This window comes from Burkholderia sp. USMB20, from assembly GCF_000949135.2.
Taxonomy (GTDB): Bacteria; Pseudomonadota; Gammaproteobacteria; order Burkholderiales; family Burkholderiaceae; genus Burkholderia.
On record NZ_JTAN02000001.1, the window covers coordinates 516,128 to 540,000 of the forward strand.

Annotated in this window: 21 protein-coding genes and 1 pseudogene; 13 read left to right on the forward strand and 9 right to left on the reverse strand. The window is 68.5% G+C overall.

The annotated features are described in order from the left end of the window. The first annotated feature begins 40 nt into the window (after positions 1-40). The gene (locus PL79_RS02425; RefSeq protein ID WP_044848648.1) at positions 41-688 is read left to right on the forward strand and encodes a LysE family translocator; all 648 of its coding nucleotides are present in this window, start codon (positions 41-43) and stop codon (positions 686-688) included. A 43-nt stretch (positions 689-731) separates the two neighbouring features. Here PL79_RS02425 and PL79_RS02430 read toward each other — a convergent pair whose 3' ends face one another. From PL79_RS02430 to msuE, 4 genes are all read right to left on the reverse strand, one after another. Next, positions 732-2,180, reverse strand: coding sequence for an APC family permease (locus tag PL79_RS02430; RefSeq protein ID WP_052664837.1), 1,449 nt, complete (start codon positions 2,178-2,180; stop codon positions 732-734). Positions 2,181-2,328: 148 nt separating this feature from the next. Then, positions 2,329-3,558: an SfnB family sulfur acquisition oxidoreductase gene (locus tag PL79_RS02435; protein WP_044848649.1), complete on the reverse strand. Its 1,230-nt coding sequence runs from the start codon at positions 3,556-3,558 to the stop codon at positions 2,329-2,331. A 181-nt stretch (positions 3,559-3,739) separates the two neighbouring features. Then, positions 3,740-4,843: a dimethylsulfone monooxygenase SfnG gene (gene sfnG / locus PL79_RS02440; protein ID WP_044848650.1), complete on the reverse strand. Its 1,104-nt coding sequence runs from the start codon at positions 4,841-4,843 to the stop codon at positions 3,740-3,742. Positions 4,844-4,879: 36 nt separating this feature from the next. Next, the gene (msuE, locus tag PL79_RS02445; RefSeq protein ID WP_044848651.1) at positions 4,880-5,440 is read right to left on the reverse strand and encodes an FMN reductase; all 561 of its coding nucleotides are present in this window, start codon (positions 5,438-5,440) and stop codon (positions 4,880-4,882) included. A 514-nt stretch (positions 5,441-5,954) separates the two neighbouring features. Here msuE and PL79_RS02450 point away from each other — a divergent pair. After that, positions 5,955-7,073: a sigma-54 interaction domain-containing protein gene (locus tag PL79_RS02450; protein WP_044848652.1), complete on the forward strand. Its 1,119-nt coding sequence runs from the start codon at positions 5,955-5,957 to the stop codon at positions 7,071-7,073. 166 nt (positions 7,074-7,239) lie between these two features. On the opposite strand, the gene PL79_RS02455 is transcribed toward PL79_RS02450, so the two are convergent. Further along, positions 7,240-8,448 carry a collagen-like triple helix repeat-containing protein gene (locus PL79_RS02455; RefSeq protein ID WP_052664839.1) on the reverse strand — a complete coding sequence of 403 codons (1,209 nt, stop codon included), beginning with the start codon at positions 8,446-8,448 and terminating at the stop codon, positions 7,240-7,242. A gap of 24 nt (positions 8,449-8,472) precedes the next feature. On the opposite strand from PL79_RS02455, the gene PL79_RS02460 reads away from it, so the two are divergent. From PL79_RS02460 to PL79_RS02505, 10 genes and pseudogenes are all read left to right on the forward strand, one after another. Continuing rightward, the gene (locus PL79_RS02460) at positions 8,473-8,805 is read left to right on the forward strand and encodes a hypothetical protein (protein WP_135800940.1); all 333 of its coding nucleotides are present in this window, start codon (positions 8,473-8,475) and stop codon (positions 8,803-8,805) included. Further along, entirely contained in the window at positions 8,802-10,511 is a 1,710-nt protein-coding gene (locus tag PL79_RS02465) for a dihydroxyacetone kinase family protein (protein ID WP_044848653.1), read from the forward strand. The genes PL79_RS02460 and PL79_RS02465 overlap by 4 nt, the downstream gene beginning before the upstream one ends. Before the next feature lie 105 nt (positions 10,512-10,616). Continuing rightward, positions 10,617-11,096 (forward strand): MarR family winged helix-turn-helix transcriptional regulator, encoded by a 480-nt coding sequence (locus PL79_RS02470; RefSeq protein WP_044848654.1) that lies wholly within the window; start codon positions 10,617-10,619, stop codon positions 11,094-11,096. Beyond that, a complete protein-coding gene (locus tag PL79_RS02475; protein ID WP_135800941.1) occupies positions 11,093-13,243 on the forward strand; it encodes an FUSC family protein in 2,151 nt (716 codons plus the stop codon). The genes PL79_RS02470 and PL79_RS02475 overlap by 4 nt, the downstream gene beginning before the upstream one ends. A gap of 34 nt (positions 13,244-13,277) precedes the next feature. Further along, positions 13,278-13,490 carry a DUF1656 domain-containing protein gene (locus PL79_RS02480; RefSeq protein WP_044849171.1) on the forward strand — a complete coding sequence of 71 codons (213 nt, stop codon included), beginning with the start codon at positions 13,278-13,280 and terminating at the stop codon, positions 13,488-13,490. 2 nt (positions 13,491-13,492) lie between these two features. Further along, a complete protein-coding gene (locus PL79_RS02485; protein ID WP_044849170.1) occupies positions 13,493-14,446 on the forward strand; it encodes an efflux RND transporter periplasmic adaptor subunit in 954 nt (317 codons plus the stop codon). Then, positions 14,443-15,942 (forward strand): annotated as a pseudogene (locus PL79_RS02490) (efflux transporter outer membrane subunit). The gene PL79_RS02485 and the pseudogene PL79_RS02490 overlap by 4 nt, the downstream one beginning before the upstream one ends. Before the next feature lie 183 nt (positions 15,943-16,125). After that, positions 16,126-16,551: a TOBE domain-containing protein gene (locus PL79_RS02495; protein WP_044849168.1), complete on the forward strand. Its 426-nt coding sequence runs from the start codon at positions 16,126-16,128 to the stop codon at positions 16,549-16,551. Between the two features lie 85 nt (positions 16,552-16,636). Next, the gene (locus tag PL79_RS02500; RefSeq protein WP_044849173.1) at positions 16,637-17,227 is read left to right on the forward strand and encodes a nitrogen fixation protein NifQ; all 591 of its coding nucleotides are present in this window, start codon (positions 16,637-16,639) and stop codon (positions 17,225-17,227) included. Positions 17,228-17,345: 118 nt separating this feature from the next. After that, on the forward strand, positions 17,346-17,711 hold the full coding sequence (locus PL79_RS02505; protein WP_044849167.1) for a bleomycin resistance protein: 366 nt from the start codon (positions 17,346-17,348) through the stop codon (positions 17,709-17,711). A 125-nt stretch (positions 17,712-17,836) separates the two neighbouring features. Here the strand turns inward: PL79_RS02505 and PL79_RS02510 are convergent, their stop codons facing one another. From PL79_RS02510 to PL79_RS02525, 4 genes are all read right to left on the reverse strand, one after another. Further along, positions 17,837-18,898 (reverse strand): DMT family transporter, encoded by a 1,062-nt coding sequence (locus PL79_RS02510; RefSeq protein ID WP_044849166.1) that lies wholly within the window; start codon positions 18,896-18,898, stop codon positions 17,837-17,839. A gap of 783 nt (positions 18,899-19,681) precedes the next feature. Then, positions 19,682-20,341, reverse strand: a complete 660-nt coding sequence (locus PL79_RS02515; protein ID WP_044849165.1) for a ProQ/FinO family protein — start codon at positions 20,339-20,341, stop codon at positions 19,682-19,684. 603 nt (positions 20,342-20,944) lie between these two features. Beyond that, positions 20,945-21,436, reverse strand: coding sequence for a flavodoxin family protein (locus PL79_RS02520; RefSeq protein WP_044849164.1), 492 nt, complete (start codon positions 21,434-21,436; stop codon positions 20,945-20,947). Between the two features lie 193 nt (positions 21,437-21,629). Continuing rightward, the gene (locus PL79_RS02525; protein ID WP_044849163.1) at positions 21,630-22,280 is read right to left on the reverse strand and encodes a TetR/AcrR family transcriptional regulator; all 651 of its coding nucleotides are present in this window, start codon (positions 22,278-22,280) and stop codon (positions 21,630-21,632) included. Positions 22,281-22,364: 84 nt separating this feature from the next. Between PL79_RS02525 and PL79_RS02530 the strand changes: the two genes are divergently transcribed. Further along, on the forward strand, positions 22,365-23,489 hold the full coding sequence (locus PL79_RS02530) for an MBL fold metallo-hydrolase (RefSeq protein WP_044849162.1): 1,125 nt from the start codon (positions 22,365-22,367) through the stop codon (positions 23,487-23,489). Positions 23,490-23,873: the final 384 nt, after the last annotated feature.

Sequence of the window (23,873 nt, forward strand, 5' to 3'; positions counted from 1 at the left end):
CAATGGACGTCATCGACATTCATCGCGGGAAGCTGTAACCATGCATACCTCCGGCTCGCTCTACGGATTCCTGGTCATCGGCGGCATGCTCGCGATCACGCCGGGGCCGAACATGGTCTACGTGATGTCGCGCTCGATCGCGCAAGGGCGCACCGCCGGGCTGATTTCGCTGGCGGGCGTGACGGTGGGCTACCTGTTCTACATGTTCGGCGCCGCGTTCGGGATCACGACGCTGTTCCTGAGCGTGCCGTACGCGGGCACCGTGCTCGGCGTGGTGGGCGCCGCGTATCTGCTCTACCTCGCGTGGCAGGCCGTCCGGCCCGGCGGCCGTTCACCGTTCGAGGTGAAGACGCTGCCGAACGAGCAGCCGCTGCGGCTGCTCGCGATGGGCGCGACGACCAGCGTGCTGAATCCGAAGCTCGCGATGCTGTTCGTGTCGCTGCTGCCGCAGTTCATCGATTACCGGCAAGGCAGCGTGTTCGGCCAGTCGCTCTTTCTCGGTTCATTACTGATCGCGGCGTTCGTGTCGGCGAACGGACTGGTCGCGATCGGCTCGAGCGGCATCGCAAAGTTCATGCACGGGCGGCCGGCGCTCCTGCTCGCGCAACGCTGGGCGATGGGCGCGGTGCTCGGCGGCCTCGGCGTGCAGATGCTCGTCGAGGCGTCGAGCATGGCGGGTGTGGCGTGACGGCCGCGACGCACGTACCGATGTGCATCGCGCCGCCGCGCGTTCACTTCGTCAGCAATTCGGCCTCCAGGTCGCGCAGCCGCTCCGGAAACCGCACGCGCAGCACCACGAACCACGCGAGCCCGACCGCCAGCAACGCGACGAACACGTAAGGCAGCCATGCATAGACGCCGTCCGGCACCGGATACACGCTGCCGGCGAGCGGAATCGCGAGCAGCACGACCGCGATAACGCTGATCGCGACGTGCCGCGCGCGAAGCCTGCGTTGCCGACGCAGATAGAGCGGCGCGCCGATCGCGACCAGCACGTACGCGAGCAGCCAGCCGTAGGTGGCGATCGAGCTGAGATAGCCGTACGAATCGAGCAGCGCCGTGCCGCGTGCGGTCAGCACCAGCGCCGTCGCCAGCGCAAGCACCGCGATCAGCGCGACCGCGACGTGCGGCGTCGCGTTCGTCTCGTGCGCGCGCCCGGTCGACGCATGCAGCACGCCCTGCCGCCCGAACGTGTAGACGATGCGCGCCGCCGCGTTGATCGACGAAAAGAATGCCGCGAAGAAGCTGAGCGCCACCCCGGCGTCGATCAGCACCCCGACCCACCCGGCGCCCAGCCGATGCGCGAGCACCGCGAGCGGACCGTCGACGCGATCGAGCGGCGGCGTCTGCCCGTGGAACGCGCCGACCATCCCGTACGCGCCGACCACGAACAGCAGCGCCGGCCCGACCACGCTGATCAGCACCGCACGCGGAATCGCGCGGAACGGGTCGCGCGCCTCGGCGCCGAGCACGGTCGCGCTCTCGAACCCGGTGAAGCTGAAGAACGCCAGCACCATCCCGAGCTGCAGCTGCGTCGGCTTCACGCCTTCGAGCGTGAGCTGCGCGCGATCGACGGGATGACCGCCGAATGCGATCGTTCCGATCACGACGGCGGCGATCAGCAGCAGCGTCGCGAGCTCGACGAACAGCGTGAAGCGCGTGGACAGCCGGATATCGCGAAACGCGATGTACCACGCGGCAAACGCGGTGACGACCGTGAGGCCGAGCACCGTGCCGAGCGGCGTCGCGCCGCCGAGCAGCCCCGTTTCGCGGCCGAGCACGAGAAACGTGTTGATCGTGCCCTGCAGGATGCCCGCCGCGGCCACCGCATAGGCGATCAACAGCGACCAGCCGCAGATGGCGCCCCAGGTCGGCCCGATGCCGGCCGACACGTATGCATACAGCGCGCCCGGCGACGCCGAATCGCGCGCGAACACCGAGATGCTCCACGACGAGAACAGCAGCGCGACGATCGCGAACAGGTACGCGAGCCAGGTGCCGTTGCCGGCCGTCGCGAACACGGCGGGAATCAGCACGCCGATCCCGCCCGACACGCCGACGAGGCCGATCGACTGCGCGATCAGCTCGGGCAGGCTCAGGTAATTGCGCCGCAGGCCGCCTGCCTGCGGCGCGGTGCCCGGCGCGGGCAGCGCCTGCGCGGGTGTGGCTGGATGACTCATCGATTCACCTTGTCATGATTGAGGCGGCGCGGCGTGTGCCGCGTCCGTGGCATGGCCTCGACGCGGGCCGCTGCGTGCGCCCGTACGAAAATGCGCGCCGCGGCGCGCATCGGAACCACGTCGCGGCGACGACGCCGGCGCGGGTTCGTCAGTTCCACGAATGGCGCGCGGGCTTCACGCCGTTGAGGTAGTAGTTGCCGACCGCGTGGTATTTCCAGCGCACGGGATCGTGCAGCGTATGCACGCGCGCGTTGCGCCAGTGGCGGTCGAAGTTGTATTTCGCGAGCGTCGACTTGCTGCCGCCCAGTTCGAACAGCTTGCTCGCCGCGAGCAGCGATACCTCGGTCGTCGCGATCTTCGCCTCGCCGACGGCGATCGCCGCCTGCGCGACCGTGTCCTCGTCAGGCTCGCGCTTCGCGACGTCGACGAAGCGCCCCGCGCGCGCGAGCAGCGCTTCGGCCGCATGCACGCGGTACGCGATGTCGCCGATCTGCGCGATCGTCAGCGGGTCCTCGCTCGCGCGTTCGACGCCGCTGTCGATCCAGGGCCGCGCATGCTGCTGCACGAATGCGATCGTGTCCTGCAGCGCGGCGCGCGCGATGCCGAGATCGATCGCGGCCGTCGTGATCTGCGCGAACGGGCCCGCGAAGGTCGGACGATCGTACGAACGCTGCGTGTGGAAGATCTCGAACGCGCTCACGCGCACGTTCTCGGCGATCACCGTGCCGCTCGCGGTGGTGCGCTGGCCGAAGCCGCTCCAGTCGTCGACCACGGTAAGCCCCGGCGCGCCCTGCCGCACGAATGCAAGTACCGCCTGGTCCGCCTCGTCGAGGGCCAGCACCGGAATCCAGTGCGCGAACAGCGTACCGGTCGAGTAGAACTTGCGGCCGTTCAGCACGAATCCGTCGCCGTCGCGGCGCACGCGGGTCTGGATGTCGAGCACGTTCTTGCCGCCCGCTTCCGAAAACGCGTTGCCGTAGCGCGCGCCCTTCAGCACGAGATCGAAGAAGAAGCGCTTTTGCGCATCGTTGCCTTCGAGACGAATATCCTCGATCAGGCAGTAGTGATTCTGCGGAATCTGCCCGATCGACGGGTCCGCCTGCGAGACGATCGCAATCACTTCCGCGAGCGTGACGTTCGACACTTCCGCGCCGCCGTATTCGCGCGGCACGGTGATCCCCCACAGTCCGCTCGACGAAAACAGCTCGATTTCGTCGTACGGCAGCTTCCGTTCGCGATCGCGCAGCGCCGCATGTTCGGCGAGTCGCGCCGCGACCTGATGCGCGACGTCGAGCGCTTCGGCATCGGAGCCGATGACGGGAACGGGCGCAGCGTCTGCTTGCGGCCGCGTGTGTTCTTCGATGATTTCCGTGGACATGAAGTTTCCGGCAAAAATCTGCATGGATCGACGGCGCCGCGCAGGCATCCGTCGACCGCCTGTTTCGATAGGGGAAGCGTCAGGTGCCTCACCTGCCATGCTCATCGCAGGCTGTCCGTTCGCTCGCCCCGTGCGCGGCCTGCCTCAGCGCCTCAGCACTTCAGCGCGCAGGCGCCGCGCATCACGCGGCAACCGCCTGCCGCTGCGCTTCCAGTTCGCGCACGAGCGGCAGCACGCGCTTGCCGAAGTACTCGACTTCCTCGATGAAATGCAGGAACCCGGCGAGCACGAGATCGACGCCGATCGCCTTCAGCGCGACGATCCGCTCGGCGATCTGCTGCGGCGTGCCGATCAGGTTCGTGCGGAAGCCGTCGTTGTACTGCACGAGATCCTCGAACGTGGATTTCGCCCAGTTGCCCTCGCCTTCCGGCGACGCCTTGCCGGCCTCCTTCACCGCATCGCCGAACGCATTCACCGCCTCGACATGCGCGTGCCGGATGATGTCGTCGAGCACGGCCTTCGCCTCTTCCTCGGTATCGCGCGCGATCACGAAGGCGTTGACGCCGATCCGCACGCGATGGTTGTTCGCAGCGGCCTTCGCGCGGATGTCGTCGATCTGCGCCTTCAGGTTCTCCGGCGTATTGCCGTTCGTGAAGTACCAGTCCGACACGCTGGCCGCGTTGTCGCGTGCCGCGCGCGAGCTGCCGCCCTGGAAGATCTCCGGGTGCGGTTTCTGCACGGGCTTCGGGCTCAGCGTGTAGTCGTTGAAGCGGTAGAAGTCGCCCTTGAACGTGAAATTGTCCTGCGTCCAGATGCCCTTCAGCGCCTGGATGAATTCCTTCGAGCGCCGATAGCGTTCGTCGTGCTCGAGCCACGGCTCGCCGATCGCGGTGAACTCGCCCTTGAACCAGCCGCTCACCACGTTGATCGCAATGCGCCCGTTCGAGATGTGGTCGATCGTGGCAAGCTGCTTCGCGACCACGGCCGGATGCCACGGCCCCGGCAGGATCGCCGCGAGCACCTTGAGCTTCGTCGTCGCGTGCAGCAGCGCCTGGCTGAACGACACCGACTCGTGCTGGTATTCGGCGCCGTAGCCGGCCGTGAAGCGGATCTGGCTCAACGCGTAGTCGAAGCCGGCCGCTTCGGCCGTGCGAGCGAGTTTCTGGTTGTATTCGAGGCTCCAGTCGGTACGCTGCTCGATCGTGCTGACGACGAGGCCGCCGCTGACGTTCGGCACCCAGTATGCGAATTTGACGCCGTCGGCCGAAGGTTCTTGAATGCTCATGAGAAGTCCTGATCGAATGGAAAAACGAGAGATGGTCTACGCGGCCGCGGCGGCAAGCGCGCGCGGACGCAGCTGCGGCACCGCACGCTCGACCGCGAGCGCGATGCGTGCGCGCAGTGCGGGGTTCGCGATCTCGTAGCGGTCGAAATCGCTTTCGGCCGCATACACGCCGATCGGTAGCGTGCGCGCCTGGAAGAAGCTGAAGAGCGGCCGCAGCTGATGGTCGATCACGAGCGCATGCCGCTCGCTGCCGCCGGTGGCCGCGAGCAGCACCGGCACATCGACCAGCGACTCGTGATGCACGAGGTCGAACAGGTGCTTGAAGAGACCGGTGTACGACGCGCGATACACGGGGCTCGCGACGATGAGCGCATCGGCCGTCTCGATCGCGCGGATCAGCGCGTCGAGATCGGGCGGTACCTGCGCGCGCTTCAGCGCGCCGGCCAGCCGGCTGCCGATTTCGCCAAGTTCGATCGACCGTGCGTCGATCGGCACGGTATCGCCGAGTGCGCTGACGATCGCGTTCGTCAGCGCCAGCGTGCGGGACGGCCGCTGCAGGCCGCCCGAGATGGCGACGACGTTGAGGGTGTTGCTCATGCCATGCGTTCCCGTTGTCGAGCTGCGCGTTGCCGCGCCGATACCGTGTCGGGTTTGCAAGGAGCGTGCCATTGTCGACGCAGGCGCGATTGCGTCGATCCTCTGCATGACGAAATATCGTTCGAGCGCCCGCCTGGCATGGCTTCCGCAGCCATATGACCGATCGTGGAAAGCGCTCCGGAAATCACGTCACATCGATATTCCGCACGGCGATGAACCCGCGGAAACAGCCGTGCTGATGCGCTGCTGCTCAATCAGCAGTGTCGCGCACTCCAGCCGTCCGATTGCAACGCGCCGCGCGCATCGCGTCGAGCGCGATACCGTCGAATCCGCTGTCGCGGCAGCACGTTCCCGCGCCGTTGCATCCTGCGCAGCAATCCCGCTTTCGTTATCAGAAATCGATGTTTCCCGTGCGGCGCAAAACACTGAACACTCTGCTGACTGGGCAGCAACCGGACCGCGGCGCCCGCCGGCGCGGGTCCGGCCCGTTCGATCGACTTACGCCTTCATCGCCATGACTTCACTGTTTGCCACGCCACGTCCGGTCAATCTTCGTGTCGTCACCGCGCAGCCGGACGAATCGCATAGCGCGCCCGCTCCCGCCCGTCCGGCGCACCACGCGCCGGCCCGCCCACGCGCGCACGTCTTCGTCGATCCGCGTTCGCTCGCGCTGCTCGAGCGCGTGCGGCGCGTCGCGCCGAGCGACGCGAACGTGCTGATCGTCGGCGAAACCGGCACCGGCAAGGAGCTGATCGCGCGCCACGTGCACGACGTCAGCCATCGCGGCGGCGGGCCGTTCGTCGCCGTGAATTGCGGCGCGCTCTCCGACACGCTCGTCGACAGCGAACTGTTCGGTCACGAGAAAGGTGCATTCACGGGAGCGGCCGGCACGAAGCCGGGCTGGTTCGAGGCCGCGAACGGCGGCACGCTGTTTCTCGACGAAATCGGCGACCTGCCGCTATCGATGCAGGTCAAGCTGCTGCGTGTATTGCAGGAACGCGAGGTCGTGCGGCTCGGCTCGCGCGCGGGCATCCCGATCGACGTGCGCGTGGTGGCCGCGACCAACGTCGACCTGCAGCAGGCGGTGGCGGACGGACGGTTTCGCGGCGACCTGTTCTACCGGCTCAACGTCGTGCGGCTCGACGTGCCATCGCTGCGCGAACGGCCCGGCGACATCCTGCCGCTCGCGCGCCACTTCTTCGACGCATACCGCGGCCGCCTCGGCCACGGGCCGCGCAGCATCGATCCGCGCGCGGCACGCCGCCTCGAAGCGCATTCGTGGCCCGGCAATATCCGCGAACTGGAGAACGTGATGCATCACGCGCTGCTGGTGAGCCGTCACGATGCACTGCAGGATACCGACCTGAACCTGGCATCGTCGTGCGTGCCGGTCACGGCCGCGGGGGAAGCGGCGAGCCGGGTGCCTGCCGGGGAAGCGCTCGAGCTGGCGCTGTGCGCGCTGTTCGACGAGGCGCACGAGAACCTGTTCGAATATATCGAGGACACCGTGATGCGGGTCGCGTTCGACTTCAGTCACCGCAACCAGATCCAGGCTGCGCGCCTGCTCGGCATCAGCCGCAACGTGCTGCGTGCGCGCTTGATTCGCGCGAAAGCGATCGCGGCAGCCAAGTAGGCGCGATCGCGCGGCGGCACGCGGCGCTGCGCGTCAGCTGCTGCGGGTGACGGTCGCGTCGGCGCGTCGCGCATCGTCGACGGCGTGGCTCGGCGAAGGCGATGCGGCGCGCGTTCCCGCAGCGGCGAGCCGCGCGTCGTCCGGCCGCTCGCCGCGCGGTGCGCCGCTATTTCCCGACGCCGCCCGTCACACCGCCGAGCAACGACGTCACGGGCGCGAGCGGATTCGCCGCGGAACCGGCGCCGCCCACGCCGCCACCGACCACACCGGTGACCGTCGACACGAGATTGGTCACCGGAGCAAGCGGACTCGCCACGCCGGCACCGGCCGCGCCGCCGAGCGCACCGGTCAGCGACCCGAGCGGCGTCGAGCCGGCCCCCGACAGCAAGCCGCCGAGCGGGCCGGACGCGCTCGAACCGCCCGGCGCGCCGTTCGACGGACCGTTCTGCACGGTGGTGACGGAAGCGCCCGCGAGACTCACGATCAGGCCGGGAATCGGCGCGACGCCGTTCGGGCCGTTGGCGTTCACGAGTCCACCTGCGTTCGTGACGGTATTGCCGAGCGCGCCGACGACTTCGCCCACCGCCCCGACCGCCGGTTGCGACGAAACGGAGCCCATCCGCGACCCGGTCGTCGCCAGCACGCCGCCGACCTGCCCGAGCAGGCCGGCCACCGGCTGCCCGAGGCCCGTGGTCGCGCCGATCTGCTGCGTCGCCTGGCCGGCCGTGATGACGAGCGGCGTGACGGCCGAGCTGAGCGGCTGCGTGACCTGTTGCACGGCGCCCGACGCCAGCGTCGCGCCGACCGTCTTGCCCGCCGTGCCGAGGCCGCCGGCCACGGTGTCGAGCGCCGCGCCGACGGGGGTGGTCACCGGCGCGAGCGGCGCCAGCGGCCCCGAGCCGAGCGCGCGGACGGTCTGCGCGAGGCCCGCGACCGGATTCGCCGTTGCGCCGACCACGTCGCCGAGGCCGGCAACCGTCGTGCCGACCGGATCGGACGTCGAGCCGATCCTGCCGAGCCCGTCGCTGAGCGCATTGGTCGCGGCGCGCGAAATCGTGCTGACGCTCGAGATCGTGTCGCCTGCGCTGCGCGTCACGGCGTTGCCGAGTACCGGCAACGACGCCGCGCTGACGGTCGAGCCGACGCCGACCGCGAGCGCGCCGGCGGTACTCACGACGCCGCGCGTGCCCGGGGCGCCGCTGGTGCCCCAGCCTCCGTCCGGCGTGTTGCTGCCGGGCGCGTCGCCGGCGATGGTTGCGCCACTGGTGCTCGCGGCGGCGCTCGACGGCGCGGCGACGTCGTTGCCGCCGCAGGCGGCCAGCACGCCGGCGGCGGCGAGCAACGCCGCGGACGTGACAATGCGGGTGCGATACATGGTGGTCTCCTCGCGGTCCGGGCGATGGAAGGTTCGATTGAGGACCGGAGGAAGAAACAGCATTTTTCATGCCATTGGCGCGAGCGCACGGGCATTCCCGCCGCCGTGCCGGCGCCCGCGGGCCCGGACAAGCGCCTGCCCGCGATCGCGATCGATACGTTTCATGCCCATGAGCGGGGCTGGTATCGTTACATTCGTGCTACGAATGCTTCGATGTTACGTAACGCTAAGCGCGGCGCATTGCATTCGGCGCGCGCCGCCTGCCATTCACCGCCTACCATCCACAGTACGCAGCCCCGGCGGCACCGCACGCGTGCCGCCGGGCTGGCCGCCATCGTCAGGAAACCGTCGCCATGAAAAAGCTCGTGAACCACCCGTCCGACGTCGTGCGCGAAATGCTCGAAGGCATCGCGCGGCAGTCGCCGCATGTCGCGATCCTCGGCGACGAGCAGGTGCTCGTCCGCCAGCCGCTGCCCGAGCCGTCGCGGCGCCCCGTCGCGATCCTGTCCGGCGGCGGCAGCGGTCACGAGCCCGCGCACGGCGGCTACGTCGGCGAAGGGATGCTGAGCGCGGCCGTTTGCGGCGAAGTGTTCACGTCGCCGCCGACCGACGCCGTGCTCGCCGCGATCCGCGCGAGCGCCGGCCCGAACGGCGCGTTGCTCATCGTGAAGAACTACACAGGCGACCGCCTCAATTTCGGGCTGGCCGCCGAACTCGCGCGCGCCGACGGCATTCCGGTGGAGACGGTGATCGTCGCCGACGACGTGTCGCTGCGCGGCCGCGTCGAGCGCGGGCAGCGGCGCGGGATCGCCGGCACCGTGCTGATCCACAAGCTGGCGGGCGCGGCTGCCGCGCGCGGGCTGCCGCTTGTCCGCGTCGCGGCGATCGCACGCGACGCGGCTGCCGACCTCGGCACGATGGGCGTCGCGCTCGACGGCTGCACGATCCCCGGCGCCGACAAGTCGGGCTTCAGCCTCGCCGAACACGAGATCGAGCTCGGCCTCGGCATCCATGGCGAGAAAGGCGTCGAACGCACCGCGCCGATGCCGGCCGACGCGCTCGTCGAGACGCTGCTGTCGAGCATCGTCACCGACCTCGTGCTCGATCGCGGCGAACGCGTCGCATTGTTCGTCAACGGTCTCGGCGCGACCCCGGACATGGAACTGGCGATCGTGCTGCGCGCCGCGTACGACAACCTGAGCCGGCGCGGTATCACCGTCGCGCGCGCATGGGCCGGCACGTTCCTGTCCGCGCTGGACATGCCCGGCTGCTCGATCTCGCTGCTGCGCCTGAACGACGAGCGGATCGCCCTGCTCGACGCGCCGACGCAGGCGCGCGCATGGCCCGGCGGCGGCGCCGTCAACGCGCAGATTCGCGTGGCCGCGGCCGCCGCGCACGACGAGCCGCTGCCGCCGCTCGATGCAGCCGGTCGCGCATGGGCCGCCCGGCTGCAGCCTGCGCTGCGTGCGGTCGCGCAGGCGTTGATCGACCACGAGGCGACCCTGACGGAACTCGACACGGCCGCCGGCGACGGCGATCTCGGCGCGAGCATGCGGCGCGCCGCTCAGGCGATCCTCGCGTTGCCTGACGCCGCGCACGGCTCGCCGGCCGGCACGCTCGCGGCGCTCGGCGCCGCATTGCGCCGCGCGATCGCCGGCAGTTCGGGACCGTTCTACGCGACCGCGCTGCTGCGCGCGTCGCGGCGCCTCGCCGCGGCGGCCGATACCGCCGAGCCGTCGGCACGCGACTGGGCCGCGGCGTTGCGCAGCGCAGCCGATGCAATCGCCGAACTGGGCGGCGCACGCGCCGGCGACCGGACGATGCTCGACGCGCTGCAGCCCGCCGCCGATGCGTTCGACCACGCACTCGACCATGACCGCGACCCCGCGAGCGCATGGGCGGCCGCCGTGGACGCCGCGGAACGCGGCGCGCAGCAGACGGCCGGCATGACACCGCGTGCGGGACGGGCGAGCTATCTCGGCGAACGCGCGATCGGCACGCCGGACGGCGGCGCGGTGGCGGTCGCGTACTGGCTGCGCGCGTTGCTGCCGTACGTGCGGTAGGCGGGATTTGCGCATTGCAGGTCGGCGCCCCGGCATGCGGCATGACACCCGGGTGACAAAACCGATAGTTTGCTATCGAATGTTTTTGCTCCTATCATCTCGCCCATGACCAATCTGCACGACCTCCGCCTCGCCGTCAGCAGCCTGCTGGTGCTCACCGCGCGCAAGTGGCGCCGCACGAGCGACGGCGTGCTGACCGCGTACAACGTATCCGAAGCCTGCGCGACGCCGCTGCTGATCGCCGGCCGCCTCGGCGAAGGCGTGCGCCAGGGTACGCTCGCCGAACACGTCGGCATCGAGGGGCCGTCGCTCGTGCGCCTGCTCGACCAGCTGTGCGCGGCCGGCCTCGCACGTCGTGACGAGGATCCGCACGACCGCCGCGCGAAGACGATCTCGCTGACGGCCGCCGGCCGCGCGGTCACCGCGAAGATGGAAGAAGACCTGCGCGTGTTGCGCGGCCAGGTGCTCAAGGGCGTCACGCGCGCCGATCTCGAAGCCACGCTGCGCGTGCTGAACGCGTTCAACGCGGCCGATGCGCAGCATCCGGCGTCGCGTCCGTCCCACCCAGCCGATTCCGCGTCATGACCTATCCGAGCCTTCGCGACTGGCTGTTCTCGGGCAAGACGTTCGCCGCGTCGATGCTGGCGCTGTACCTCGGCCTGTATTTCCAGCTGCCGCGCCCTTACTGGGCGATGGCGAGCGTCTACATCGTGTCGAACCCGTTCGTCGGCGCGACGCGCTCGAAGGCGCTGTATCGAGCGCTCGGCACCGCGCTCGGCGCGGCCGCCGCGATCCTGTTCGTGCCGCCGTTCGTCGAGACGCCGTTCCTGTTCAGCGTCATCGTCGCGACATGGTGCGGCACGCTGCTCTATCTCGCGATCTCGGACCGCACCGCGCGCAGCTACGTGTTCATGCTGGCCGGCTACACGATGCCGCTGGTCGCGCTGCCGACGGTGACCGATCCGTCGACGATCTTCGACGTCGCGATCGCGCGGACCGAGGAAATCGTGCTCGGCATCGTGTGCGCGAGCGTGGTCGGCAGTGCCGTGTTCCCGAACCGGCTCGCGCCGACGCTGATCGAGCGCACCGACGCATGGTTCAAGGACGCCGCGTTCTACGGCCGCGAGACGTTGTCCGGGCATATCGCGGGCAAGGCACTGTCCGCGTGCCGGCAACGCCTCGCCGCGACCATCACCGGCCTCGAATTCCTGCTGAGCCAGCTGAGCTACGACCATGCGCACCCGCGCGTGCTCGCCCGCGCGCAGGCGCTCGCCGGCCGGATGCAGCTGTTCCTGCCGCTGATGTCGTCGCTCGCCGATCCGCTGATCGCGCTGATGCGCGACCTGCACGTGCGGCCGCCGGCGCTCGACGCGCTGCTCGCCGACGCAGCGAAGTGGTTCGACGCGCCGTTGCCGGCCGTGAAGGCCGGCAGCGACGGCGACATGGCCCACGACCCGGTCGCGGACCACCTGCGCGAGCGCATCGCCGCGCTGCAGCCGGCCGACGGCGCGCTGGCGAGCTGGGACGGCGCGCTGCTGTCGAACGCGCTGTGGCGGCTGCGCCAGGTCATCGACATCTGGCAGGACTGCCGCTCGCTGCGCGCGCTGATCGCGAACGAGTCGGGCGTCTGGCAGCCGCGCTACCGGCACTGGCGGCTCGGCGGCACCGAACGCTTCTTCGATCGCGGGATGATGCTGTTCTCGACGCTGACCGTCGTGCTCGCGATCGTGTTCGCGTGCTCGCTGTGGATCTCGTCCGGCTGGCACGACGGTGCCGCGGCCGTCACGCTCGTGGCCGTGTCGTGCAGCTTCTTCGCCGCGCTCGACGAACCGGCGCCGCTGGTGTTCAAGTTCTTCCTGTCGACGGCCGCGAGCGTCGTGTTCGCCGGGCTGTACCTGTTCGTCGTGCTGCCGCACGTGCACGACTTCCCGATGCTCGTGCTGATGTTCGCGGGGCCGTTCATCCTGATCGGCACGCTGCTGCCGCGCCCGCAATTCAACATGGTGACGATGCTCGTCGCGGTGAACACCGCCACCTTCATCAGCATCCAGAGCGCATACGACGCCGACTTCTTCGTGTTCCTGAACAGTAATCTCGCGGGTGTCGCCGGGCTGCTGTTCGCGTACGTATGGACGCGCGCGACGCGGCCGTTCGGCGCGGAGCTCGCGGTGCGGCGCCTGCTGCGCTCGGGCTGGGAGGACGTCGCGCGCTCCGCGTCGACGCAGCCGCTCGACGACCAGCGCAACCATGCGTCGCGCATGCTCGATCGCGTCACGCAGTTGCTGCCGCGCCTCGGCGCGTCGGACGACCACCGCCATCCGTCGATCGAGAGCTTCCGCGACCTGCGCATCGCGCTGAACGCGCTCGACCTGCGCCGCTCGCGCCGCAAGCTGACGGGCGACGTGCCCGACGCGATCGACCGCGTGCTGGCCGGCGTCAACGATCACTACGCGCGCTGCGCGGCCGCGAATGCGCGCCAGCCGGCACCGCCCGCGCTGCTCGCATCGATCGACGACGCGCTGCAGCGCGTGGCCGGGCGCAACCTGCCCGGCACTTCCGCCGCGCCGGTGGACGGCGGCACGACGCCCGGCACGCCCGCGGCGCCGGTCACGCCCGCGACGCACCGCCGGCTGCGCGATACGCTGCACGCGCTCGTCGGCCTGCGCCTGTCGCTGTACCCGGCCGCATCCGCGCAGCCGCCGCAAGCCGCACCGGACGGAGCACGCGCATGATCCCGCTTTCCAACCTGTCTTTCCGACCGCGACCATGATCGGCGAAATCGACATCTTCGGCGTATTCGTGCCGGCTCCGCTCGTGCTGATGCTGATCGCCTACCTGATCAACATCGTCGTGCGCGCGCTGCTCGAACGCGTCGGCTTTTACCGCCTCGTCTGGCACCGTTCGATCTTCGACCTCGGCATCTACGTGTTCGTGCTTGCCGCGGTCGTCATCGTGTCTCACCATCTCGTGGCTAGCTAACCGTGAAAAAAACCTGGCTCTCGGCAGGGCAGATCCTGCTCACCCTGATCGTCGTCGTCGTGGCCGCCCTCGTGCTGTGGCGGATCATCAACTACTACATGTTCTCGCCGTGGACACGCGACGGCCACGTGCGCGCCGACGTGATCCAGGTCGCACCCGACGTGGCGGGGCTCATCACCGCGGTGCAGGTCACCGACAACCAGGAGGTGAAGCGCGGCCAGGTGCTGTTCGTGATCGACCAGGCCCGCTACGCGCTCGCGCGACGGCTGGCCGAAGCGACGCTCGCGCAGCGCCGCGCGACTCTCGCCCAGGCGAAGCGCGAATATGCGCGCAACCAGCAGCTCGGCAACCTGGTCGCCAGCGAACAGGTCGAGGAAAGCCGCACGCGCGTCGAGCAGGGCGAAGCCGCCGTCGCCGACGCGCAGGTGTCGCTCGACACAGCGAAGCTGAACCTGCAGCGCACGACGATCGTGAGTCCCGTCGACGGCTACCTGAACGATCGCGCGCCGCGCGTCGGCGAATACGTGCCGGCCGGCCGCGCGGTGCTGTCGGTCGTCGACCGCAATTCGTTCCGCGTCGACGGCTACTTCGAGGAAACCAAGCTGCGCGGCATCCACATCGGCCAGCCGGTCGACATCGTCGTGATGGGCGAGCCGCGGCCGCTGCGCGGCCACGTGCAGAGCATCGTCGCCGCGATCGAGGATCGCGACCGCACGCAGGGCGCGAACCTGCTGCCGAACGTGAACCCGGCATTCAGCTGGGTGCGGCTCGCACAGCGCGTGCCGGTGCGCGTCGTGCTCGACGAGGTGCCCGACGACTTCCGGATGATCGCAGGGCGCACCGCGACCGTCGCGATGCGCACCGACACGCGCCGCGACGCTGGCGCCAGGCCGACCGCCGGCGCCTCCGCGGCATCCGCACCCGCGGCCGTCAGCGCGACGGGAGCATCGCAATGAAGCGGCACGGCCTGCGCCTTGCGGCGGCACTCGCGCCACTCGCGCTCGCACTCGGCGCGTGCAAATCCGTCGGCCCCGACTACAGGCTGCCGCAGCAGGCGTACGTGAATGCGCCGCTCGCGAACCATGCGCTCGACGATGCGAACGGCACGCTCGTGTCGCGCGACGCGGTGCCCGGCAACTGGTGGCAGCTGTACGACGACCGCGTGCTCGACGAACTCGTGCGCAGCGCGCTGAAATCGAATACCGACCTGCGCGTCGCCGCGGCCAACCTTGCGCGTTCGCGCGCGGCGCTGGAAGTCGCGAACGAACAGGGCGGCTTTTCCGGCCGCGCGGAAGCCGCCGTGCAGCGCGCGCAGGAATCGGCCGAACAGTATCTGCTCGAAAACAAGCTGCCGGTCGTGAACGAGGGCGCGGTCGGCATCAGCGTGTCGTACGAGCTCGACCTGTTCGGCAAGCTGCGGCGCGGCGTCGAGGCCGCGCGCGCGGACAGCGAAGCCGTGCAGGCGGCCGCCGACCTCGCGCGCATCACGGTCGTCGCGGACGTCGTGCGCGCCTACGTCGAGTCGTGCTCCGCCGGCGACGAGCTCGCGATCGCGAAGCAGTCGCTCGCGCTGCAGCAGCAGCGCGTGAAGCTGTCGCAGCGGCTGCGCGACGCGGGGCGCGGCAACCAGACCGACGTCACGCGCGGCGTCACGCAGGTGCGCACGCTCGCGGCCGACATCCCGCGTTTCGAAGGCCCGCGCAAGATCGCGCAGTACCAGCTCGCCGCGCTGCTCGCGCGTTCGCCGGCCGACCTGCCGAAGGTGTCGCCGAATGCGAGCGGCTGCCGAAGCTGCGCCAGCCGATTCCGATCGGCGACGGCGCCGCGCTGCTGCGCGCCGCCGCCCCGACGTGCGCGAGGCCGAGCGCCAGCTCGCCGCCGCGACCGCGCGGATCGGCGTCGCGACGGCCCGCTGTATCCGTCGGTCAGCATCGGCGCGTCGGCCGGCTCGGTCGGCGTCGCCGCCGACCTGTTCTCGTCCACCACCAATCGCTGGTCGTTCGGACCACTGATCAGCTGGTCGTTCCCGGTCAACGGCCAGCGCGCGCGCGTGCGCGAGGCCGAAGCCGCGACCGGTGGCGCGCTCGCGCATTTCGACGGCGTCGTGCTGAACGCGCTGCGCGAAACGCAGTCGAGCCTCGCGACCTATGCTGCCGACGTGCAGCGCACCGATGCGCTGCGCACGGCCTACGAATCGGCGCGCAGTTCCGCTGACGAAACGCACCGGCTTTATACGGCCGGCCGCGAGTCGTTCATCTCCGATCTCGATGCGACGCGCACGCTGACGAGCGTGCGCGCGCAGGTCGCCGCGGCCGAGGGCCAGGTCGCCGCCGACCAGGTCAAGCTGTTCCTCGCCCTCGGCGGCGGATGGGAAGGCGACGCTGCGCCCGCTGCGGCGCAGCAGACTTCCGCAGCGGGTACGCCGGCCGCGGCGCCGGCCGCCGCAAAGTAAGCGCGCGCGGGGCGGCAGCCGGCGTGCACGACACGTCTGCCGTCCCGCGCCATCGTGCGCGATTTCGCATGTCCGGTATGCCGATGCCGACGTCGCGCGTCGCCTGCATTGCCGGTAAACTCGTCCGCTGTTTCCGTCATTCGCCGGCCGCCCGTCGGGCGGCCCATTTCCCGGAGAGTCATCATGCGAACCAGCGCCCGTAATCAATTCGCCGGCCAGATCGGCGCCGTCAAGCCCGGTGCGGTCAACGACGAAATCACGCTGCGTACCCAGGACGGCCTCGACATCGTCGCGGTGATCACGCATGGCAGCGTCGCATCGCTGGGCCTCGCGGCCGGCACGAAGGCGTTTGCGCTCGTCAAGGCATCGTCGGTGATCGTGATGGTCGACGTCGACAGCAGCAAGGTGTCGGCCCGCAACTGCGTCTCGGGCACCGTGTCGTCGATCGCGAAAGGCGCGGTCAATTCGGAAGTCGTGATCAAGGCGGCGGGCGGCGCCGAGATCGTCGCGATCGTCACCAACGACAGCGTCGATCGTCTCGGCCTCGCGAGCGGCAGGGCCGCGTCCGCCATCTTCAAGGCGTCGAGCGTGATCGTCGGGGTCGAGTGAACGCCCTGTCGACCGCACCGACGATCCGTCGTGCGCCGCGCCCGCAAGCGGCGTGCGACGCTCGACCGGCGCGCGGGCGCACACGATGACGTCCATGCTCGAGCACGCGCATGAGCGCATATTGCAATCGCTGCTGGCCGGGGCGGCCGACGCCGATTCTCCGGATGCACGTCTGTTCGGCACGCTCGTTGCGGCACGCGCATGCCGCAACGAGCTCGCGCTGCTCGGTCTGTCTCCCGCACGGTTGAGCGGCCTGCTTGCCCGCCAGTTTCCGCACCTGGGTTCGGACGATGCCGCCGCGCTCGTGTCGGCGGCCGCCATCGCGCCGCTGCCGACCGCGCACGCGCAGTTCGTCGCGACACTGCACGCGCGGTTGATGCAGGATGCGCATTGCGCCGTCGCACGCGACGATGCCGACTGCGTCGCGACCATCATCGCGCATGCGTGCCTGCGCCCCGATCACCTGTGGCGCGATCTCGGCCTCGACGGACGCGCCGCGGTGTCCGCGCTGCTCGACCGCTATTTCCCCGCGCTCGCCGCACGCAATGTCGCGAACCTGCGCTGGAAGAAATTCCTCGCGCAGGAAGCGGCCGCATCGCTCGGCCTGCCGCCCGGGCCCGCCCCCGGATGCCCGGGCTGCGAGGATTTCGGATTCTGCTTTCCCGCGGGACGATAGTCGCGGCGGCGGCTTGCGCGGCTTGCCGGTGCGCATCGTTTGACCGACCATGCGCGACATCCGTCCGCACGTTTTCCCGCGCGTTCGTTCGATCGCTGCGCCCACTGGAGGAACCGCCTTGACCAACTTTGCGAGTCCCAATCTGCCGTCGCGCGATTTCGAAGTTACGTCGCTGTTCTACGCGAAGCTCGGCTTCGTCGAAACCTGGCGCGACGACGGCTGGATGATCCTGAGACGCGGCGACCTGCTGCTGGAATTCTTTCCGCATCCCGGTCTCGATCCGGCCACGAGCTGGTTCAGCTGCTGCTTCCGGCTCGCCGACGTCGGTGCGTTTTTCGACGCAGTGCTCGCCGCCGGCATTCCCGAGCAAACGACCGGCTGGCCGCGCGTGCATCGGCCGAAACGCGAGGCATGGGGCGGCACCGTCGGCGCGCTGATCGACCCGGACGGGTCGTTGATCCGATTGATTCAGACGGACGACTGACTCGCTACGGTTCGCCTCATCGATCGACGCGCAAGCCGTGCAGCGGACACGAACGACGGCCCCATAAACGGTTACCTTGCGATGCGCGTGGCACACAGCGCGGGTCGTGCGCCCGTGCCGCGCGATCAGTGTCGATGGCGGTGGTGAATGTCCGGAAAATGCGCGTGACTGTGCGTGATCGGCAGATGCACGTGCGGATGCGTGTGCGGTTCATCGCCGTCGTACGGGAAGTCGTGCGCGTGCTGATGATGTTCGTCGTGCCGATGCCGGTGCGTATGCTCGAGCCGCTCATGCGCATGCTCGTGTTCGTGCCGTTCGCGCACATGCAGCCAGATGCCGAGCGCCATCAGCACGGCCGCGATCCAGAACGTGACCGACGGCAGCGCCGGCCAGATCAGCAACGACAGCACGACGCCGAACAGCGGCGCCACCGAAAAATACGCGCCCGTGCGTGCACTGCCGAGATGGCGCAGCGCGACGACGAACAACACGAGACTGATCCCGTAGCCGCCGAGGCCGGTCAGCATCGCGGCGGCCGTGGCCGGAACGGCGGGCAGCGACGCACCCGTCGCGAGCGCGATGCCGATGTTCACGGGCCCGGCGACCAGGCCTTTCACGCACGCGATGACCATCGCATCGTTCGCGGCGACCTTGCGGGTCAGGTTGTTGTCGATCGCCCAGCACAGGCATGCGCTGGCAATCAGCAACGCGCCGACCGGCACGCCGGCGCGCCCCGGCACCCACGACAGCAGCGTGCCGCCCGCGACGATCGCAACCATGCCGAGAAACACCTGGAGATCCACGTTCTCGCGAAACACGACCCACGCGATGACCGCCGTCAGCACCCCTTCGAGATTGAGCAGCAGCGCACTCGTGGCGGCCGGCGTGCTCGACAGCCCGAGCATCAGCAGCGCCGGACCCGCGACGCCGCCGGCCGCGATCGCGCCGGCGAGCCACGGCAGGTCCGCGCGCTGCAGCGGCGCTGCGTCCTCGGCCGGCGCGCGGCGGCGGCGCAACCCGCGCAGCAGGATCCCGACGCCCAGGCCGATCCCGCTGCCGAGATAGAACAGGCCCGCGACCATGAACGGCGACATCGCGCCGATCAGTGCCTTGGCGAGCGGCGTCGCGGCGCCGAACAGCGCGGCGGCGGTGAGCGCGACGAGAATCGCGGAATGTCTCGGGTTCATGATGCAGTCTTGGCGTTGGGCGTTGGGCGTATGGAATCGGCAGGTTGCGTGCGATGCGGTGGCGCTTGCGGTTTGCCGGTGCCTTTCAATGTCGGGGAATGTCGGACGAATTACGCAGGCTTTCAGGTACCTGTCGCGTCATGCGCGGGCGGCAACGCAGGCCGGCCCGACGATTCGTGCCGGGGAGATTATCGCGTTTGTGTTACGGGTCGCCAACTGACGAGCGGCCGGCCGCGGCGGCGCATCCGGACATCTCAACGTCCGTCTCTCGAATACGGCCGCACATCGCGCCTGACAACAGTTCACGTGAGACATATTCGCGTGGGTGCGAATCCGGGTTTCATCTCCGATCCGATTAAATTAGGAACACGAATTATCGTGATTGAACGCAAGCGGATGTGCGTTGGTCACTCACTCGATGGCGCATGCATCGATCGTCCGCGCGCAAGCGTGTATACGCAGTCGCGCGGGACGCCCGCCTGTGCATCGTTCTCCGGATGGGACGGCACCGTGCATTCTTGATGCGTGCCGACACTCCCCGATGCCTGGTCGCCGCGCGCCCGGCGTAAGCGACACGTTGCACACGCCGCGTCCGCCGACGTGCTTTCGTCGTCGGTTCGATTGGCAGTTCGATGCTGATCGGGTAAGGCTGACTGGCTGTGCGGCCAGCGGTGGCAGTCCCGACCTGCCCGGACAAGGAAAGGTCGGTCCGTCATGTGATGCGCGATATGCGCGGTGAAGGCCGGCCGTCGCCGCGCATATCGCACGGCGACGCATCGCGTGTTACTCGCTCGCGGCCGTTTGCTGCTCGGCCTGCGGTGCTGCATCGGCCGGTGCTTCCACGGCTGCCGGCTGCGGCGCGGCGGCATCGGCCTGTGCATCGGCCTTCGGCTGCTGCGGTGCGCCCTTCGCTGCTTGTGCGCCGCCCTTGTTGCCCGGACGACGCGACTTCAGCCGGCGCGCACGCGCGGCGTCGTCATGCGTCACACGTCCGGCTTCGTTACCTTGCAGATCGACCCGCACCGCGTCTTCGACGAGACACGACCAGTAACGATTGCCGCGGCACCACGTGGACATTGCCTCGCGCAGTTCGGCTTCGCTCAGGCCGACGGCTTGCGCCTCGCGGGCGAGATCGTCCCAGATACCGACCTTCAGCGGCACCTTGGGAGCCGGATTCTTCGGGAACGCGCGCGGGAACCGGCGCTGCAGTTTGCCGATTGCGACGATGACCGGATCGACCGGCGTCGACGGCTTCGCCGAAGCAGGCTTCGCGCCGGACGGCGCTTTGGCCCCGGCACCCGATTTGGCCCCACGAGCGGGCCGATCGCCGGACTTCGGCTTCGCGCCTGCGTCCGGTTGCGTAGCCGGTCGCTTCGCGTTGCGCTCCTGCTTGGCCTTGGCTGCGAGCTGCGCCCGCAATTCGGCAAGTTGTTCAAAACCCATAAATTCAATCCACCAGGAATATAAGGTGTGGTTCGTGCGGCCATTCCGCACATCGGCGTTCGCCGCATCGCCTGCGGCTCGACTGCCACCGATGCGGATCATTGCGGGGCCGCATCGCCACCACCACTGTTTCAGGCACCCGGCCACGATGCCGGACAAAGGCAGGAGTGGAAGTATACCGGTACGCGCGGCAGTCGGTTGACTCACCGGTTCGGATTTGACGGATCCGGGTGGCAGGCAAGGCGTCCGCGCAGTCGTGACGCGCATTATGGCGGTGTTTTCGACAGGTATCGACACACGCGTTACGTAGTGTCGCTTTCTGCACTTTCTCGCTTCAGTGCGCTTCACGTGAAAAGCCTGTGGCCCGAACATCATCGGCCGCCAGTATCGGCAAAGGTTGACCGGGGCATCGACAAGCTGTTGGTGTCGCTTGGTATCGCTGGGTGTCGCTGCCGCGAACGGCAATGCGGTTCGCTGGAGTGGTGTCCCGCGAATCGTGCGCATCGCTAGCACTCGCGGTCATCGAACGCGGCACACGAGGCGTCGCGCTCCGGTCGTTGCGCGCAATTGCGGCTTCGCGGCGGCCGGCTCGATCGTCGCCAATCAGAACACGCCGAGAGCAAGCCCTGCGGCAAGACCCGCGCCGATCTCCGCGCAGCGCGCGAGATCCTCGCTGCCGATCGTCTTCGGCGCGAGGATGCGCTCCGGTGTCTGCGCATGGGTGCAGACGATCAGGCCCGGCGCCACATTCCTGAGCCGCCATCCGGTCGCGATCCGGTCGATCTGGCGCAGCGCGTTCTGTCCGTCGCTGCCTGCGCAGATCATCGCCGCATACGGACGGCCGTTCACCCGATCGAGTGCCGCGTAGTAACAGCGATCGAAGAAATCCTTCATCAGCCCGGACATCGCGGCGAGATTTTCCGGCGTCGCGAAGAGGTAGGCGTCGGCGGCGAGCACGTCATCCGCGCTCGTCGCATCCGCACGCTGCAACCTGACGTCGACGCCGGGTTGCTGGCGCGCGGCATCTGCGGCCGCCTCGGCCATCTGCTGCGTGCCTCCGGTCATCGTGTGATAGACGATCAACAGCGTCTTCATCGGGGTTCGCTCGCGTTCGGTTTCAAATGCGCCCGCCGCACACATCGGTACGGCTCAAACGGGCTAGGTCGACGTGTGTGCCCGGGCCTGCGTTCTTCCGTTGTCGAATGGCACATTCTTCGAGGCGGCAGAAGCAGCGCACATCGAGTATATCGACGCGCCTGTTCCACTCCGCGCTTCGCACGATGTGCGGTCAGTCCTGCCCGGCACTCGCACCAGCGCGGTCCGCACGCGCGTAGTACGCAAGAAACATGTCGGCGGCAGTTTCCGCGACCTTCTCCTGCTCCCGCACACCGAGCGGTGGCTGACCCATCGTCACCTGCGGCCAGAACGCGAACGCTTTCACGATTCCGTGCAACTGATGCGCAGCGAATACCGGATCGGTCACCGTAAGCCGGCCGGCCGCTGCGGCCGCGCGAATCCAGACCGTCACGTCTTCTTCGCGCTCGCCCATGCGTTCGACCATGTCGCGCGCGCGTTCCGGCGAGTGGATGGCCGCACCGATCGCGACGCGTGCGAGTGCGAGAAACGCTTCGTCGTTCAGCAAGCGCAATTTGCGGCCCAGCAGCGCGAGCAGTTGATCGCGCAACGGCACGTCGGCGCAGTAAGCCGGCGCGCCGGCGGTAAGTGTCGCGTCCCACAGCTGATGCAGGATCGCCGCGAACAATGCTTCCTTGCCCGGGAAGTGGTTGTAGACGGTTCGCTTCGACACGTCGGCGCGCGCGGCAATGCGATCCATGCTGGTTGCGTCATAGCCGGCCGCGAGAAATTCCTCGATCGCCGCGGCGAGTATTGCCGCACGCTTTCGGTCGGTCAGGCGCTGAGGAGAAGTGCTCGTATCCATACAAAAAATTTTACACCGCCGAGTTTACTTTTCCCAGGGATAAACTACACTGCTCGGTGTACTTTTATTTCCGGACGAATCGACATGGCTTCGCCTCTCGTTTTTCTTCATCGCGTACTGGGTTTCGCCGCCGCCAGGCGTGGCCGCACGCTGTCCGGCGAGTCGCCGCAGCACAACGGCGAACGCTTCAGCAACGTCGCACCGCGACCGGTCGAAGGCTTCGGCAAGACACTGGGTATCGCATGGAACATGCTGGTCAACAAGCCGCGCAACACGGTTCCGACAGGCGCATTGCCCATCGATTCACTGACCCGCGAGCAACTCGACGCGGCCCCCGACCGCAGCCTGTATCGGCTGGGGCATTCAACGTTATTGTTGAAACTGCGCGGTGAGTTCTGGCTGACCGATCCCGTGTTTGCCGAGCGTGCATCGCCGTTCCGGCGCGTCGGCCCCAAGCGCTTCCATGCGCCACCGATTGCGCTCGAGGACCTCCCGCCGTTGCGCGGCGTGATACTGTCTCACGATCACTACGATCATCTCGACCGTGACACGGTGCTCGCGCTTGCGGCCACCACCGGCGTGTTCGTCACGACGTTGGGCGTCGGCGACCGCCTGATCGAATGGGGTATCGACTCGCAGAAGGTACGGCAGCTCGACTGGTGGCAGAGCATCGACGTCGACGGCCTGACGCTGATCGCGACACCGGCGCAGCACTTCTCCGGGCGCAGCCTGTTTGACGGCAACAGCACGCTGTGGGCGTCGTGGGTCGTCGTCGTCGACGATCTGCGAGTGTTCTTCAGCGGCGACACCGGCTATTTCGACGGTTTCCGGACAATCGGCGAGCGTCTTGGGCCCTTCGACGTGACGCTGATCGAGACCGGCGCATACGACCCGCAATGGCCTTACGTGCACATGCAGCCGGAAGAAACCGTGCAGGCGCATATCGACCTGCGCGGTCGCACGCTGATGCCGATTCACAATGGCACGTTCGATCTCGCGATGCACCGTTGGCAGGAGCCGTTCGAACGCGTCACCGCGCTGGCAATGGTGCATGGCGTCGAGCTGTCAACGCCCAGGATGGGCGAGCGACTCGATCTGAATAAGCCGCATCGCGGCGAGCGGTGGTGGCGATCGGTCGATGAGCCGGCAAAGACTTCCGAAACGAAGACACGCCGGTGGCAACCCTGCGCGTCGCAAGCGACGAAGTAGGTTCGATGGCCGCGACGGTTTCTGGGCGGAAACGTCGCGATGAATTTTCGTCGCGATACGGGGCTTGGTAGCGAACGCGTTGTTGATGGTCGGTGACGATGATCGGTGAGGCCGGGAATCTGACCTTCCAAGCTATCCAGATAGACACGGCCGGCCCGACGATGGCAATGCACCTTATCTTCTTGATGCAGTTTCTGCAGATCCCCGTTTCGTATGCGCTGCGATAGACATTGGCCAAGCCCATCGGAGACGGTCATCCGAGGCTGTCCACAGAATCAGCATTAGTTCGACGCAGTCTTTGGACGCCCGATAAATTCAACATCGGCCCGGCGCCCGCTTCGATTTCTCCCAACACCCGTGGATTCGCAATCCGGCACCACCGGG

Bases quoted from the DNA above. Each gene is read 5' to 3' on its own strand.
- PL79_RS02425 (WP_044848648.1), top strand. From the start codon at position 41: ATGCATACCTCCGGCTCGCTCTACGGATTCCTGGTCATCGGCGGCATG.
- PL79_RS02430 (WP_052664837.1), bottom strand. From the start codon at position 2,180: ATGAGTCATCCAGCCACACCCGCGCAGGCGCTGCCCGCGCCGGGCACC.
- PL79_RS02435 (WP_044848649.1), bottom strand. From the start codon at position 3,558: ATGTCCACGGAAATCATCGAAGAACACACGCGGCCGCAAGCAGACGCT.
- sfnG (WP_044848650.1), bottom strand. From the start codon at position 4,843: ATGAGCATTCAAGAACCTTCGGCCGACGGCGTCAAATTCGCATACTGG.
- msuE (WP_044848651.1), bottom strand. From the start codon at position 5,440: ATGAGCAACACCCTCAACGTCGTCGCCATCTCGGGCGGCCTGCAGCGG.
- PL79_RS02450 (WP_044848652.1), top strand. From the start codon at position 5,955: ATGACTTCACTGTTTGCCACGCCACGTCCGGTCAATCTTCGTGTCGTC.
- PL79_RS02455 (WP_052664839.1), bottom strand. From the start codon at position 8,448: ATGTATCGCACCCGCATTGTCACGTCCGCGGCGTTGCTCGCCGCCGCC.
- PL79_RS02460 (WP_135800940.1), top strand. From the start codon at position 8,473: ATGGAAGGTTCGATTGAGGACCGGAGGAAGAAACAGCATTTTTCATGC.
- PL79_RS02465 (WP_044848653.1), top strand. From the start codon at position 8,802: ATGAAAAAGCTCGTGAACCACCCGTCCGACGTCGTGCGCGAAATGCTC.
- PL79_RS02470 (WP_044848654.1), top strand. From the start codon at position 10,617: ATGACCAATCTGCACGACCTCCGCCTCGCCGTCAGCAGCCTGCTGGTG.
- PL79_RS02475 (WP_135800941.1), top strand. From the start codon at position 11,093: ATGACCTATCCGAGCCTTCGCGACTGGCTGTTCTCGGGCAAGACGTTC.
- PL79_RS02480 (WP_044849171.1), top strand. From the start codon at position 13,278: ATGATCGGCGAAATCGACATCTTCGGCGTATTCGTGCCGGCTCCGCTC.
- PL79_RS02495 (WP_044849168.1), top strand. From the start codon at position 16,126: ATGCGAACCAGCGCCCGTAATCAATTCGCCGGCCAGATCGGCGCCGTC.
- PL79_RS02500 (WP_044849173.1), top strand. From the start codon at position 16,637: ATGACGTCCATGCTCGAGCACGCGCATGAGCGCATATTGCAATCGCTG.
- PL79_RS02510 (WP_044849166.1), bottom strand. From the start codon at position 18,898: ATGAACCCGAGACATTCCGCGATTCTCGTCGCGCTCACCGCCGCCGCG.
- PL79_RS02515 (WP_044849165.1), bottom strand. From the start codon at position 20,341: ATGGGTTTTGAACAACTTGCCGAATTGCGGGCGCAGCTCGCAGCCAAG.
- PL79_RS02520 (WP_044849164.1), bottom strand. From the start codon at position 21,436: ATGAAGACGCTGTTGATCGTCTATCACACGATGACCGGAGGCACGCAG.
- PL79_RS02525 (WP_044849163.1), bottom strand. From the start codon at position 22,280: ATGGATACGAGCACTTCTCCTCAGCGCCTGACCGACCGAAAGCGTGCG.
- PL79_RS02530 (WP_044849162.1), top strand. From the start codon at position 22,365: ATGGCTTCGCCTCTCGTTTTTCTTCATCGCGTACTGGGTTTCGCCGCC.